The sequence below is a fragment of the Bradyrhizobium sp. UFLA05-112 genome, from assembly GCF_053572325.1.
Genome location: NZ_JBANBK010000037.1, coordinates 1 through 13,723, shown reverse-complemented (window position 1 = coordinate 13,723; position 13,723 = coordinate 1). Strand labels below are relative to the sequence as shown.

Sequence of the window (13,723 nt, the reverse complement as noted above, 5' to 3'; positions counted from 1 at the left end):
CGGGAAACGCCGATTCTAGCCCCAATGTGGGGTTATCAAAGGCGTTTGGCGAGGCCAAATCACAAAATGATCTTGCGAAACCGCCCCGGCCTCTATAACTAGCCCGCATCATCCACATGTTTTGACCCACCCTAGAGCGGAGCGACAGTCTAATGGCTCGCGTCACCGTAGAAGATTGTATCGACAAGGTCGACAACCGGTTTGACCTCGTCCTGCTGGCCGCCCACCGCGCCCGCATGATTTCATCCGGTTCACAACTAACGGTTGACCGGGATAACGACAAGAACCCTGTTGTCTCTTTGCGCGAAATTGCCGACCAGACCATTTCGCCGGAGGATCTGCGCGAGGAGCTGGTCCACTCCTTGCAGAAATTCGTCGAGGTGGACGAGCCTGAGCCCGATACCGTGCCTTTGATCGGTTCCGCTGGCGCCAGCGTCGATGCCGACGATACCGAGGTTGCTGTCGAGCGCATGACGGAAGAGGAGCTCCTGAAGGGCCTCGAGGGCCTCGCACCGCCGGAGGAGCAGCCCGAGGAGGACGAGTAATCGTCCTCGCGCCGCACCGACGAAATTTTGATTTCATCAAAGGCCCGAACCCGCGTTCGGGCCTTTGCTTTTGTTGACCTTTTCGTGGTTACCATAGCGCCGGCACAGCGCGCTTGCGAGTGCCGTTTCCGATTGTGTCGGACACGCGCACGATTGGCGTTAGGATGTATACAACGGGCCATTTTCTGGTTCGTTTGAAGGCAGGAAGACGCGGGCAGAGATGGTGTATCGGCGTCGCAAATTTACGCAGATGGAGGCCGCGACCGAATCGGTCGCCGTGGCCCCGACTGCGCCGACGACGCGGCCTCCAAAGCCGCGGGCGCGCATGATGCGGCAATATGACCTCGTCGAGCGCGTCAGGTCCTATAACCCCCACACCAACGAAGACTTGCTGAACCGCGCCTATGTCTACGCGATGAAGGCGCACGGTTCGCAGACCCGCGCCTCGGGCGACCCGTACTTCTCCCATCCGCTCGAAGTGGCGGCGATCCTCACCGACCTGAAGCTCGACGACGCCACCATCGTCGCGGCGCTATTGCACGACACGATCGAGGACACCGAGGCGACCCGTGCCGAGATCGATCAGATCTTCGGCCCCGAGATCGGTGCGCTGGTCGAGGGCCTGACCAAGCTGAAGCGGCTGGAGCTGGTATCGCGCGAGGCCAAGCAGGCCGAGAACCTGCGCAAGCTCCTGCTGGCGATCGCCGACGACGTCCGCGTTCTCCTGGTCAAGCTCGCCGACCGCCTGCACAACATGCGCACGCTGGAATTCGTGCGGCCGGAATCTCGGCGCCGGATCGCCGAGGAGACGCTCGACATCTACGCGCCTCTCGCGGGCCGCATGGGCATGCAGGAGATGCGTGAGGAGCTGGAGGACCTGTCCTTCCGCACCCTCGATCCCGAAGCCTACAACGTGGTGATGCAGCGGCTCGATGGGCTGGCAGAGCGCAACCGCAATTTGATCGGCGAGATCGAGGCTCAGCTCTCCAACAATCTGCGCCACAGGGGCCTTGGTGCGCGCGTCTACGGTCGCCGCAAGAAGCCGTTCTCGATCTGGACCAAGATGGAGCGCAAGTCGGTCGGCTTCGAGCAATTGTCCGACATCTTCGGCTTCCGTGTCGTGGTCAACGACGTCGAGGCCTGCTACCGCGCGCTCGGCATCGTCCATACCACCTGGCCGGTCGTGCCGGGTCGCTTCAAGGACTACATCTCGACCCCCAAGCAGAACGACTATCGGTCGATCCACACCACGGTGATCGGCCCGGGCAACCAGCGTGTCGAGCTCCAGATCCGCACCGAGGAGATGGACCAGATCGCCGAGCGCGGCATCGCCGCGCATGTCTTCTACAAGGAGGGTGTCGGATCGCCGACGGAATTCCTGAAGCGCGAGTCCAATGCGTTTGCCTGGCTGCGCCACACCGTCGGAATTCTCTCTGAGAGCACCAATCCCGAGGAATTCCTCGAGCACACCAAGCTCGAATTATTCCACGATCAGGTGTTCTGCTTCACCCCGAAGGGCAAACTGATCGCGCTACCGCGCCATGCCAATGTGATCGACTTCGCCTATGCGGTGCACACCGATGTCGGTAACAGCGCCGTGGGCTGCAAGATCAACGGCAAGTTCGCGCCACTGTCCTCGGAGCTGCAGAATGGCGACGAGGTTGAGGTTCTGACCTCAGAGGCTCAATCGGCGCCGCCGTCGGCCTGGGAATCGCTTGCCGTCACCGGCAAGGCGCGCGCGGCGATCCGGCGCGCCACACGCACCGCAGTCCGCGACCAATATGCTGGCCTTGGCCGGCGTATCGTCGAGCGCCTGTTCGAGCGGGCCAAGATCGACTACGCCGACGACAAGCTGAAGGGGGCGCTGCCGCGCCTTGCCCGCTCCTCGATCGAGGACGTGATGGCGGCGGTCGGCCGGGGCGAGATCAAGGCCTCCGACGTCGCGCGGGCCATGTATCCCGACTACAAGGAAGAGCGGGTCGGGCGCTACGCCAAGAAGGGGCTGGCCGCCAAGCTCAAGGAGACCGTGGTGCCGGGGACGCCACGCCCTCCGGCTGCGATCCCGATCCGCGGCATCAACTCCGACCTGCCGGTGAAGTTCGCGCCGAACGGCGGCGCCGTGCCGGGCGATCGCATCGTCGGTATCGTCACCCCGGGCGAGGGCATCACCATCTATCCGATCCAGGCGCCGGCCTTGAAGGATTTCGAGGAGGAACCGGAGCGCTGGCTCGACGTACGCTGGGACATCGAAGACACCACTCCGCAGCGTTTCCCGGCCCGCATCAAGGTCGAGAACGTCAACGAGCCAGGCGCGCTTGCGCAGATTGCGACCGTGATCGCTGAGCATGACGGCAATATCGACAATATCAGCATGCAGCGCCGCTCGCCGGACTTCACCGAGACGACCATCGATCTCGAGGTATACGACCTGAAGCACCTGAGCGCGATCATAGCCCAATTGCGCGCGAAGGCGGTCGTCGCCCGCGTTGAACGTGTTAATGGATAGCCGAGTTTGCCTGTCCTTCCGATTACGTGAGCCTCGCTATGTCCGTTCCTCCGCTTCGCCTTGGCGTCAATGTCGACCATGTCGCGACCCTGCGCAACGCGCGGGGCGGCTGCAATCCCGATCCGGTGCGCGCTGCTTTGCTGGCGATCGAGGCCGGTGCCGATGGCATCACCGCCCACTTGCGCGAAGACCGCCGGCATATTCGCGACGAGGACATGGCGCGACTGAAGGCGGAAATCTCAAAACCTCTGAATTTCGAGATGGCGGCGACCGACGACATGCTGCGCATCTCGCTCGCCACCAAGCCGCATGCGGTGTGCCTGGTGCCGGAGCGCCGCCAGGAGGTGACGACCGAAGGCGGGCTCGATGTGGTCGGACAGCACAATGCACTCGCGCCCTTCATCGCGCGGCTGAACGACGCCGGCATCCGCGTATCGCTGTTCATCGCCGCCGATCCCCAGCAGATCGAGATGGCGGCGCGACTGCGCGCGCCCGTGATCGAGATCCATACCGGTGCGTGGTGCGACGCCGTGGTCGACGGACACGCTGACAAGGCCGAGGCCGAATGGCAGCGCATCGTGGCCGGCGCGAGGCTGGCGCGCGCCGCGAGCCTCGAGGTCCATGCCGGCCACGGGCTCGATTATGCGACGGCGGAGAAGATCGCAGGCCTGCCCGAAATCGTCGAGCTGAACATCGGCTACTACATGATCGGCGAGGCACTCTTCGTTGGCCTTGCCGAGACGGTGCGCAGCATGCGCGCCGCGATGGACCGCGGCCGGAGCAAGGCATGATCATCGGCATCGGCTCCGACCTGATCGACATTACCCGCGTCGCCAAGGTGATCGAACGCCATGGCGAGCGTTTCCTCGACCGCATTTTCACCGAGGCCGAACGTGCCAAGGCGGAGCGCCGCGCCAAGAGCGAGAAGATGGTCGTGGCGACCTATGCCAAGCGGTTCGCCGCCAAGGAGGCCTGCTCCAAGGCGCTGGGGACCGGCATCCGGCGTGGCGTCTGGTGGCGCGACATGGGAGTGGTCAACCTGCCCGGAGGGCGGCCGACCATGCAACTGACCGGTGGGGCGCTGGCCCGGCTGAAGGTGCTGACGCCGGAGGGCTTCGAGGCGCGGATCGACCTGTCGATCACCGACGACTGGCCGCTCGCCCAGGCCTTCGTGATCATTTCAGCCGTGCCGGAGGCAAAACCTTGATTTGTGGGCCGAAAAATTAAAATAATTCAATTAGATCAGTGTCTTGCATATTGTTGATGCGGCCCTTCATTGCGCGGCTGCCGACAACCGTCTAAAAGTTCGCCGGCGCAAAATCGGCCGGAGTGAATTCGGCTTTACGCCGGAATTGGTCCTCATTATCAGAATCAGGACAATCTCCTTACGCCGCAAAGCGGCGGGGCTATGCGCGGGAATGGGCGTTTCGTGACCGCGGGACCGGAATTGGGAAAGCAATGAGCGTGACTTCAGGAACCAAATCTGAGAGCGGCCTCGGCGAAACCGTCCGGGTCGTCATCCACGCTCTCCTGATCGCGCTGGTGATCCGCACCTTCCTGTTCCAGCCGTTCAACATCCCCTCCGGCTCGATGAAGGCGACGCTGCTCGTCGGCGATTACCTGTTCGTGTCGAAATATTCCTATGGCTATAGCCATTACTCCATCCCGTTCTCGCCGCCACTGTTCTCGGGACGCGTTTTCGGCTCGGACCCGAACCGCGGCGACATCGTCGTGTTCCGGCTGCCGAAGGACGACACCACCGACTACATCAAGCGCGTGATCGGGCTGCCCGGCGACCGTGTCCAGATGAAGGAAGGGCTGCTCTACATCAATGACGTGCCCGTGCAGCGCGAACGCTTGAGCGACTTCGTCGGCGAAGACCCCTGCGGCTCGTCGGATGCCACTGCGCGGGTGAAGCGCTGGAAGGAGACGCTACCGAACGGCGTCACCTATGAGACGCTCGACTGCGTCGACAACGGCTTCTACGACAACACCAACGTCTACACGGTGCCGGCCGGCCACTTCTTCATGATGGGCGACAACCGTGACAACTCGACCGACAGCCGCGTGCAGTCGGCGGTGGGCTACGTGCCGCAGGAGAACCTGATCGGCCGTGCCCAGATGATCTTCTTCTCCATCGCCGAAGGCGAGCACGCCTGGATGTTCTGGCGCTGGCCCTGGGCGGTGCGCTGGAACCGAATGTTCAAAATCGTCCGATGAAAGACGAAGCCAAGGACATCGCAATCCAACCGATCGAGGCCGCTGCGAGCCCTGACGCCGAAGCTGCTCCCAAAGCTCCCGCGAAGAAGAAGCGGGCGCGGAGCGGCAAGGCCAAGGGCGCGAACGCGGCGCTCGAGGCGCGCATCGGTCACAATTTTGCCGATCCGAACCTGCTGATCCAGGCGATCACGCACGTGTCCGCGCTAAAGTCCGGGCGCAAGCGCGGCGACAGCTACCAGCGGCTGGAATTCCTGGGCGACCACGTGCTCGGGCTCGTCGTCTCCGACATGCTCTATCACGCCTTCCCAAGTGCGGATGAAGGCGAGCTGTCGAAGCGGCTCGCCGAGCTCGTGCGCAAGGAGAGCTGTGCTGATGTTGCGAAGTTGCTGGGCCTCGTCGAGGACATCAAGCTCGGCAGCGTCGGCCCTGCCGCCGACGCCCGCTTGCGCAAGTCCGTGCTCGGCGACATCTGTGAAGCCGTGATCGGCGCCATCTATCTCGATGGCGGGCATGCGGCCGCGGCTGAGTTCGTCAAGCGCAACTGGACCGAGCGCATGCACAAGCCGCGGCGGCCGCTACGCGACCCCAAGACCGTGCTCCAGGAATGGGCGCAGGGGAAGGGCTTGCCGACGCCGGTTTATCGCGAGGTCGAGCGCACCGGGCCGCATCACGATCCGCAGTTCCGCGTCGCCGTGGATCTGCCGGGGCTGGCATCGGCGGAAGGCATCGGGGGCAGCAAGCGCGCGGCGGAGAAGGTTGCGGCCTCCGTCATGATCGAACGCGAAGGTGTTGGCGGCGGCAATGACGGCTGAGACGAGCGAAGCGGCGACGCCGCCCGCCACACGCTGCGGCTTCGTGGCGCTGATCGGCGCCCCCAATGTCGGCAAGTCGACCCTGGTGAATGCGCTGGTCGGCGCCAAGGTCACGATCGTCTCGCGCAAGGTGCAGACGACGCGGGCGCTGATCCGCGGCATCGTCATCGAGGACAATGCGCAAGTGATTCTGGTCGATACGCCCGGCATCTTCTCGCCGAAGCGGCGGCTCGATCGGGCCATGGTGTCGACCGCCTGGAGCGGCGCGCATGACGCCGATCTCGTCTGCGTGCTGCTCGACGCCAAGGCTGGCCTCGACGAGGAGGCAGAAGCGATCCTCGCCAAGGTCGCGAGCGTCGCGCACGAGAAGATCCTGGTGCTCAACAAGGTCGACCTGGTCCAGCGCGAGAAGCTCCTCGCGCTGGCGCAGGCCGCAAACGAGCGCATTCGCTTTGCAAAGACCTTCATGATCTCGGCGCTGTCGGGCGATGGCGTCGACGACATCCGGCACGCGCTTGCCGAGATGGTGCCGGCAGGTCCCTTCCTCTACCCTGAGGACCAGATGTCGGATGCGCCGATGCGGCAGCTCGCTGCCGAGATCACGCGGGAAAAGATCTATCAGAAGCTGCACCAGGAATTGCCCTACCAGTCCACGGTCGAGACCGACAAATGGGAGGAGCGCAAGGACAACTCGGTGCGCATCGAGCAGACGATCTTCGTCGAGCGCGAGAGCCAGCGCAAGATCGTGCTCGGCAAGGGCGGCGCCACCATCAAGTCGATCGGCGCGGAAGCGCGAAGAGAGCTCATCGACATTCTCGGCGTGCCCGTGCATCTCTTCCTGTTCGTCAAGGTGCGCGAGAACTGGGGCGACGATCCCGATCGCTATCGGGAAATGGGCCTGGAATTCCCCAAAGAATGAACAAGAAGAAACAAGAAGAAGATGGGTTGGTGATGAGCGTGCCCCGCAACGTCCTGCGCTTCGAAGTGCTGCTCTACGCATCGCTGATGCTGGATGCGCTGTCGGTTGCGTTCCAGGACCGCACGCCGAACCCCGACATGACGGACCAGATGATCACGACCGCGACGCTGATCGCCGGCGGGATGATCCTTCTGCTGGTCTATTTCGTCTGGCTGGCGGCGCAAAAGCGCAAGAACTGGCCGCGCTGGGTGCTGGCGGCGGCCCTCGTGCTCTCGGTGATCTCGCTCGCGCAGATCATCGGCGAGAAGGGAGTCGAGCTCGACAGCGGCATCGAGATCGTGTCCTGCGTGCTGACGGCGATCGGCTTGTATTTCTCCTTCACCGGCGACGCGCAGGGCTGGTTCAACGCCTAGAGATGCGTAGGGTGGATTAGCGGAGCGTAATCCACCGGCGCCATCGGTGGATTACGTCTTCGGCTAATCCACCCTACGATCGAAGCTCGAAATCCGCTAAACTTCATCCCATGGAATGGACCGACGACGGCATCGTGCTGGGTGTGCGGCGGCATGGCGAGACCAGCGCCATCGTCGAGCTCCTGACGCGCGCGCGCGGGCGGCATCTCGGGCTCGTGCGCGGCGGCGCCAGTTCGCGGATGCGGCCGCTGCTCCAGCCCGGCAACAGCGTGCGCGCGGTGTGGCGGGCGCGGCTCGACGAGCATCTCGGCACCTATGCGATCGAAGGCCTGCGGTTGCGGGCTGCGGGGCTGCTCGCGTCCTCGCACGGCGTCTATGGCGTCACGCATCTGGCCTCGCTCGCGCGGCTGTTGCCCGAGCGCGATCCGCATGAGGAGATTTTTGCACAGCTCGAGCACGCGCTCGATGACTTCGACGATATCGGCGGAGCCGCCGTGCACATCATCCATTTCGAGCTCGCGATGCTCGCCGAACTCGGCTTCGGCCTCGCGCTGGAGAATTGCGCGGTAACCGGCGAGACCACGGACCTGATCTACGTCTCGCCGAAATCCGGCGGTGCGGTGTCGCGCTCCGCCGGCGAGCCATGGCGGGACCGGCTGTTGCGCCTGCCGCCCTTCCTGCGGCAGGGCGAGGCGGCGAGCGAGCTCACGGACCAGGACCTCCAGGATGGCTTTCGGCTCACCGGCCGGTTCCTGCTCCGCCACGTGCTGGAGCCGCGCGGGCAGGGCCATTCAGACGCCAGAAGCGGTTTTCTCAATGCGCTGACCCGGCAGCAGGCGAGGGCGATCGCCTCGCCATGAGCGAAGCGCGCCTCTGCCCTGCCTGATCGGCCGGTGAAAAAAGGAACCAAATCGCGCACAGTCGGTTTGCCGCATTGTTTCCACTGGGGAATTCCGCATGATCAAAGGATTGGTGGTCTCCGCCGCGCTGCTCGCGCTGGCGCCGGACGCAATGGCTGGTGAGCAGCCGGGCCTGTTTCGCCGCGCCTCCTGCACCGTCGTGCGGTATTATGTTGCGAAATATTCGGCGGCCGCCGCAGAGACATGGGCGCGATCCCACGGCGCAACGGACGCGGAAATCGAGACCGCGCGGCGCTGTCTGGCCAATGCGCCGACCCCTGCACAGGCCAAGAGCCAGACCGTGACCGCAGGCTGGGCCGGGCAGTAATAGCTACGGGGAATCAACTGATCCTCGCCGGTTTCGCTTCCGCGACTTGCGATCCGAAGCGGCGGAGGCGGCGCGAGCCTGATCTCAATCGGCCAGCAAATCCTTTTTCTGTGAGGAGGTTAGCCTGTCAAATCGCGCGCTTTGATTCGCAGCTTGCCCGATTCAGCGTCTCGGTTTAACGCCTCCCCATGGGAAAACGACAGGTACCGCCGGAAAAGCCGGCCGAAATTCACGAGGTGCCGCTGCGCGATGCGCTCGAAGAGCGCTATCTCGCCTATGCACTGTCCACCATCATGCACCGCGCGCTGCCGGATGCGCGCGATGGGCTGAAGCCGGTGCACCGGCGCATCCTCTATGGCATGCGCCTGCTCCGGCTGGACCCGGGCGCCGGCTTCAAGAAATCGGCCAAGATCGTCGGCGACGTGATGGGCTCCTTCCATCCGCACGGCGACCAGGCGATCTACGACGCCATGGTGCGCCTCGCGCAGGATTTCTCCTCGCGCTATCCGCTGGTCGACGGCCAGGGCAATTTCGGCAATATCGACGGCGATAACCCCGCCGCTTACCGTTACACCGAAGCCCGCATGACCGACGTCGCGCGGCTTCTGCTCGATGGCATCGACGAGGACGGTGTCGAATTCCGTGCCAATTACGACGGCCAGTCCAAGGAGCCGGTGGTCCTGCCCGGCGGCTTCCCGAACCTGCTCGCCAACGGCGCGCAGGGCATCGCGGTCGGCATGGCGACCTCGATCCCGCCGCACAATGCGGCCGAGCTCTGCGACGCGGCCCTGCATCTGATCGAGAAGCCCGACGCGAAGTCCAAGTCGCTTCTCAAGTGGGTGAAGGGCCCGGACTTCCCGACCGGCGGCATCATTGTCGATTCCAAGCAGGCGATCGCGGAAGCCTACACCACCGGCCGCGGCTCCTTCCGTGTCCGCTCCAAATGGGAGCAGGAGGAGGGCGCCCGCGGCACCTGGGTGGTCGTGGTCACCGAGATCCCGTGGCTGGTGCAGAAATCGCGGCTGGTCGAGAAGATTTCCGAGCTTCTGGACCAGAAGAAGCTGCCGCTCGTCGGCGAGGTCCGCGACGAATCCGCTGAAGACGTCCGTCTCGTCATCGAACCGAAGTCGAAGAACGTCGATCCCGCCTTGATGATGGAATCGCTATTCCGGCTGACCGAGCTCGAAAGCAAGATTCCGCTGAACCTCAACGTGCTGATCAAGGGCCGCATCCCCAAGGTCGTCGGCCTTGCCGAAGCCCTGCGTGAATGGCTCGACCATCTGCGCGACGTGCTGATCCGCCGCAGCAATTATCGCAAGGTGCAGATCGAGCACCGCCTCGAAGTTCTCGGCGGCTTCCTGATCGCCTATCTGAACATCGACAAGGTGATCAAGATCATCCGCACCGAGGATGAGCCGAAGCCCGAGCTGATGAAGGCGTTCAAGCTCACCGAGGTGCAGGCCGAGGCCATCCTCAACATGCGGCTGCGCTCTCTGCGCAAGCTCGAAGAGATGGAGATCCGCACCGAGGACAAGAATCTCCGCGGCGAACTCAAGGGCATCAATGCGCTGCTCGCCTCCGAAGCCGAGCAGTGGAAGAAGGTCGGCGAGCAGGTCGGCAAGGTCCGCGACATGTTCGGGCCCAAGACGCCGCTCGGCAAGCGCCGCACCACCTTTGCGGATGCGCCCGAGCATGACCTTGCCGCGATCGAGGAAGCCTTCGTCGAGCGCGAGCCGGTCACCGTCGTCGTCTCCGACAAGGGCTGGATCCGGACGATGAAAGGCCATGTCGAGGATTTGTCGGGGCTTGCCTTCAAGCAGGACGACAAGCTCGGCTTTGCGTTCTTCGCCGAGACGACCTCGAAGCTCCTGCTGTTCGCGACCAACGGCAAGTTCTTCTCGATCGACGTAGCGAAGCTTCCGGGCGGCCGCGGCCACGGCGAGCCGATCCGCCAGTTCATCGATCTCGAGCCGGAAGCCGCGCCGGTGACGCTGTTCGTCAACAAGGGCGGTCGCAAATTCCTGGTCGCGAGCCACGAGGGCCAGGGCTTCGTCGTCAACGAGGACGACTGCGTCGGCACCACGAAGAAGGGCAAGCAGGTTCTCAACGTCGACATGCCGAACGAGGCGCGCGCGATCACGGAGGTGCTCGGCGACACCATCGCGGTCATCGGCGAGAACCGGAAGATGCTGATCTTCCCGCTTGACCAGGTGCCGGAAATGGCCCGCGGTCGCGGCGTACGGTTGCAGAAGTACAAGGACGGCGGCCTATCCGACATCGCCGTGTTCGACGCCAAGGCAGGACTGACCTGGAAGGACTCCGCCGGCCGCGAGTTCTCGGCGACCATGAAGGAACTCGCCGAGTGGCAGGGCACCCGCGCCGACGCCGGCCGCCTGCCGCCGAAGGGCTTCCCGAAGTCGAACAAGTTCGGGCACGTGATCGGGTAGGGGCACACAGCAGAGCTATTGCCTCGCATCCCGCTATGATCGCCCGCGAATGCGAATGCGGGCGATCTGGTCTTGCAGAGGCGGTGGCGGGGTACGGCCGCGGCGCGCCCAACCAAAAATCTCGAAAACAACCCCATGCAAAGTAGCGCGGCGGTCGGCAGGTCGCTTCGGGTGCCGGACGGATTTGGTACGTCGGGCAAGTCAGCGGGGCAGGCCGTGAGGCGCTAAAGCGGGATGAGTTTTGGTTGAATCGGTGCGAGCCCCGGGCACCTCTCCCGCTGGGCGACAGGCTCAGCCGCTCGTCTTAATCTCATCGCGATCTAGCCGTCGACGAATGCCTTCCATTTGGCGAACTGTGACTGTCGCAGGCTCTTCCTTTCGTCGTCGAGTTCGGAACTGCGTTTGGCCGCATCGGCCATGGCGCTCGCGGCGCGATTGTAGCCGTCCGCCGTGGACTGGAAGGGAAAGATGAACTGACCGTTCGCGACCTTGTAGACCCCGAACTCGCGGACTAGAAGCGCGACACATTTATCGAAAGCATTGTAATAGTCCGCCCGCGCGGCCAGCGCCTTCGAGGTGAGCGCGGTCCATGCCGCATGCTGCTCATCGATCAGCGCCATGAAACCGGAGAGCTGCTCATCCCCGAGGTTCAGCGAGCGCGCGTCGTTTTCGATCCTGTCACGCGTGGTCTTGATCATCTCGGCGTAACGAGGCGCCAAACCTGCTGCATTGCTTTCTGCGTTCTTGAGATCGCGGCGCAGTCCGTCAAGGTCACTGCGGCTGGATGCGCCGAGATCGCCGAGCTTGGGCAGCGGTTTCGGCTCGACTTCGCCCAGCAGCTTACCCGTGACGGCATCGATCTCAATCGCGTTGCTGTTTGCGAGGGCAAGCAGCCTGAGCAGCTTATTGGAAGGGTGCAGCTTGACGACCTGATCGAGCTGGTCTGCAGCGGTCACGTCGCGCAAGGCGGTGCGAGTCTCCTTGGCGGAAACGACGGCCTGATACTTCGACAGATCGCCGGCGTAATAGATGGCGACGAAGCAAGCTATCAGGAGGAGAGACAGGAGCACGAGAACGATGACCGGTCGTCGACGCGACCTGGCCTTCTGATCCGGAAACGATTCCACGACGCAGATTCCCCTTTGAACGCACCTTAGCGCCTTTCACCGGGGCCGAGGAGTCCAGACGAGTCGTGAGTCTATGCGGGTGCGTTGGCGGGCAGAGCGCACCCGGGAAAGTCCTGCTCACGCGACGACCACCAGCGCGCCACCGCCTGAGCGACCTCGTCCCACAGCGGCGTCGGCAGATCCGGCACAGCGATCCTGACGACATAGCGATTGCTGGTCGTGTCGTGGAACCATTCCGTCGCACCGAAATCAAAGCCGAAGCTTCCGGCGTGGCGAAGCGGCAATCCGGCTCTGCTCAGGTCGCCCGACAGATCCACAGCGATCTGCCGGACCTGCTGCTCGTCCATGCCGCGCTTCGGCGCGAGCGTCACGTAGAGCCCATGGGCGAAATGCAGCTCCGCCGATGAGCCGGGAAGCGCCGCTGCAAAACAGCGGGCTGTTCGCCGACCGTTGCGCAAAATGGCCGCGACGCGCCGGTCGGTCAGCACGCGGTAGGCTTTCGTACCGACATAGGGCGGAAAATGCGCCGGCAGGGCCGCGCCGCCGAACAGCCGTACGGCATCACGCATTTCCGTCTTCAACTCGGCCAGCAATTGCGGGCCCTTCGCGCCCACGCTGTCGTCGGGGTCCATGAATGTCGCAGAGCCGAGCCGGCCGTATTCCAGGCCGAGGGAGTCGAGCTTGGTGTGGCTGCGCACGAGGACGACGGGAATGTGCCGGCGACGAGCCCAGCCCAGCACGCGGCGGACCCGTCCCGAGCCGATCGAGAAGCACGTCGTGTCGAAGATGATGAGATCGAGCCCGCCCGCTTCGCAGCGCAGCGTAGCCTCGAAGGCGGCGGCCGGCGCACAGGAATCGAAGAGAAGAATTTTCGGCCGGTCCGCGCGAGACACGAATTCACCGGGCGCGCGATGCAGCGCCACGAGACGCAGATGTCGGGCATGGCGGTCGATCAGCTCGATGGTCTCGCTATAGGAGCCGGGCAGGACCAGGATGTCTGCGTTCGGGATCACGCGGGCCGAGCCCAGCAGCAGCGCTGCTATCGCTGCCATGCCCGACGACGTATAGATGGTCCCCGACGTCGCGGCGTCCTCGACGTCGTAGAACGGAGGACCGCGGACTTCGAGATCGGCACGCTGGTAATCGTAGCTGAACTCGAACGGACCGGCCCGCAGCCGCCCCCAATGTGCCCAGTCGGTTTCCGTGCGCGCCCAGTCGTGCAGGGCGTGTTCGGCCTTCAGCGCCGCGGCGAGGCGGAATTTCTGTTCGATCACCTCTACGACCGCAACCGGCTTTCGCAGCGCCAGAGGCTTCGCAAGGCAGCCATTCAACAATGCAAGTTCCTCGTGCTTCCGGTCGAGATACGCAGAGAGTGTTTCCATGGTGCGCCTTCGATGACCCTTATCAACGTTTGCGGTGCAGATCGGGTCCTAATCTTACTGTGTCATAAAATCATCCGCACGGTACGTCTTTGGATGAGAGCAGTACAGCACGGACATCGTCGCAG

At 63.9% G+C, this 13,723-nt stretch carries 13 protein-coding genes; 11 read left to right on the top strand and 2 right to left on the bottom strand.

Annotation, left to right across the window (positions count from 1 at the left end; all coding sequences use genetic code 11):
* Positions 1 to 152: 152 nt before the first annotated feature.
* From rpoZ to parC, 11 genes are all read left to right on the top strand, one after another.
* The gene (gene rpoZ, locus SO180_RS21600) at positions 153 to 545 is read left to right on the top strand and encodes a DNA-directed RNA polymerase subunit omega (protein WP_027522935.1); all 393 of its coding nucleotides are present in this window, start codon (positions 153 to 155) and stop codon (positions 543 to 545) included.
* A 220-nt stretch (positions 546 to 765) separates the two neighbouring features.
* The gene (locus tag SO180_RS21595) at positions 766 to 3,051 is read left to right on the top strand and encodes a RelA/SpoT family protein (RefSeq protein ID WP_449380853.1); all 2,286 of its coding nucleotides are present in this window, start codon (positions 766 to 768) and stop codon (positions 3,049 to 3,051) included.
* Between the two features lie 38 nt (positions 3,052 to 3,089).
* Positions 3,090 to 3,842, top strand: coding sequence for a pyridoxine 5'-phosphate synthase (locus SO180_RS21590; RefSeq protein WP_449380852.1), 753 nt, complete (start codon positions 3,090 to 3,092; stop codon positions 3,840 to 3,842).
* Positions 3,839 to 4,258: a holo-ACP synthase gene (acpS, locus tag SO180_RS21585; RefSeq protein WP_449380851.1), complete on the top strand. Its 420-nt coding sequence runs from the start codon at positions 3,839 to 3,841 to the stop codon at positions 4,256 to 4,258. Before SO180_RS21590 ends, acpS begins: the two co-directional genes overlap by 4 nt.
* A gap of 251 nt (positions 4,259 to 4,509) precedes the next feature.
* Positions 4,510 to 5,271, top strand: a complete 762-nt coding sequence (gene lepB, locus SO180_RS21580) for a signal peptidase I (RefSeq protein WP_027522931.1) — start codon at positions 4,510 to 4,512, stop codon at positions 5,269 to 5,271.
* Positions 5,268 to 6,083: a ribonuclease III gene (gene rnc / locus SO180_RS21575; protein ID WP_284263024.1), complete on the top strand. Its 816-nt coding sequence runs from the start codon at positions 5,268 to 5,270 to the stop codon at positions 6,081 to 6,083. The genes lepB and rnc overlap by 4 nt, the downstream gene beginning before the upstream one ends.
* On the top strand, positions 6,073 to 7,002 hold the full coding sequence (era, locus tag SO180_RS21570; RefSeq protein ID WP_449380850.1) for a GTPase Era: 930 nt from the start codon (positions 6,073 to 6,075) through the stop codon (positions 7,000 to 7,002). The genes rnc and era overlap by 11 nt, the downstream gene beginning before the upstream one ends.
* Before the next feature lie 32 nt (positions 7,003 to 7,034).
* Positions 7,035 to 7,415, top strand: a complete 381-nt coding sequence (locus tag SO180_RS21565; protein WP_449380849.1) for a hypothetical protein — start codon at positions 7,035 to 7,037, stop codon at positions 7,413 to 7,415.
* 110 nt (positions 7,416 to 7,525) lie between these two features.
* Complete coding sequence (gene recO / locus SO180_RS21560; RefSeq protein ID WP_449380848.1) at positions 7,526 to 8,275, top strand: DNA repair protein RecO; 750 nt, start codon at positions 7,526 to 7,528, stop codon at positions 8,273 to 8,275.
* Between the two features lie 97 nt (positions 8,276 to 8,372).
* Positions 8,373 to 8,642, top strand: a complete 270-nt coding sequence (locus SO180_RS21555) for a hypothetical protein (RefSeq protein WP_449380847.1) — start codon at positions 8,373 to 8,375, stop codon at positions 8,640 to 8,642.
* A gap of 188 nt (positions 8,643 to 8,830) precedes the next feature.
* Positions 8,831 to 11,089 (top strand): DNA topoisomerase IV subunit A, encoded by a 2,259-nt coding sequence (parC, locus tag SO180_RS21550; protein ID WP_449380846.1) that lies wholly within the window; start codon positions 8,831 to 8,833, stop codon positions 11,087 to 11,089.
* A 320-nt stretch (positions 11,090 to 11,409) separates the two neighbouring features.
* On the opposite strand, the gene SO180_RS21545 is transcribed toward parC, so the two are convergent.
* Together SO180_RS21545 and SO180_RS21540 are read right to left on the bottom strand one after the other, a co-directional pair.
* Positions 11,410 to 12,216: a hypothetical protein gene (locus SO180_RS21545; protein ID WP_449380845.1), complete on the bottom strand. Its 807-nt coding sequence runs from the start codon at positions 12,214 to 12,216 to the stop codon at positions 11,410 to 11,412.
* Positions 12,217 to 12,287: 71 nt separating this feature from the next.
* Entirely contained in the window at positions 12,288 to 13,598 is a 1,311-nt protein-coding gene (locus SO180_RS21540; RefSeq protein ID WP_449380844.1) for a hypothetical protein, read from the bottom strand.
* Positions 13,599 to 13,723: the final 125 nt, after the last annotated feature.

Bases quoted from the DNA above. Each gene is read 5' to 3' on its own strand.
- parC (WP_449380846.1), top strand. From the start codon at position 8,831: ATGGGAAAACGACAGGTACCGCCGGAAAAGCCGGCCGAAATTCACGAG.
- SO180_RS21590 (WP_449380852.1), top strand. From the start codon at position 3,090: ATGTCCGTTCCTCCGCTTCGCCTTGGCGTCAATGTCGACCATGTCGCG.
- SO180_RS21540 (WP_449380844.1), bottom strand. From the start codon at position 13,598: ATGGAAACACTCTCTGCGTATCTCGACCGGAAGCACGAGGAACTTGCA.
- recO (WP_449380848.1), top strand. From the start codon at position 7,526: ATGGAATGGACCGACGACGGCATCGTGCTGGGTGTGCGGCGGCATGGC.
- rpoZ (WP_027522935.1), top strand. From the start codon at position 153: ATGGCTCGCGTCACCGTAGAAGATTGTATCGACAAGGTCGACAACCGG.
- SO180_RS21565 (WP_449380849.1), top strand. From the start codon at position 7,035: ATGAGCGTGCCCCGCAACGTCCTGCGCTTCGAAGTGCTGCTCTACGCA.
- lepB (WP_027522931.1), top strand. From the start codon at position 4,510: ATGAGCGTGACTTCAGGAACCAAATCTGAGAGCGGCCTCGGCGAAACC.
- rnc (WP_284263024.1), top strand. From the start codon at position 5,268: ATGAAAGACGAAGCCAAGGACATCGCAATCCAACCGATCGAGGCCGCT.
- era (WP_449380850.1), top strand. From the start codon at position 6,073: ATGACGGCTGAGACGAGCGAAGCGGCGACGCCGCCCGCCACACGCTGC.
- SO180_RS21555 (WP_449380847.1), top strand. From the start codon at position 8,373: ATGATCAAAGGATTGGTGGTCTCCGCCGCGCTGCTCGCGCTGGCGCCG.
- acpS (WP_449380851.1), top strand. From the start codon at position 3,839: ATGATCATCGGCATCGGCTCCGACCTGATCGACATTACCCGCGTCGCC.
- SO180_RS21595 (WP_449380853.1), top strand. From the start codon at position 766: ATGGTGTATCGGCGTCGCAAATTTACGCAGATGGAGGCCGCGACCGAA.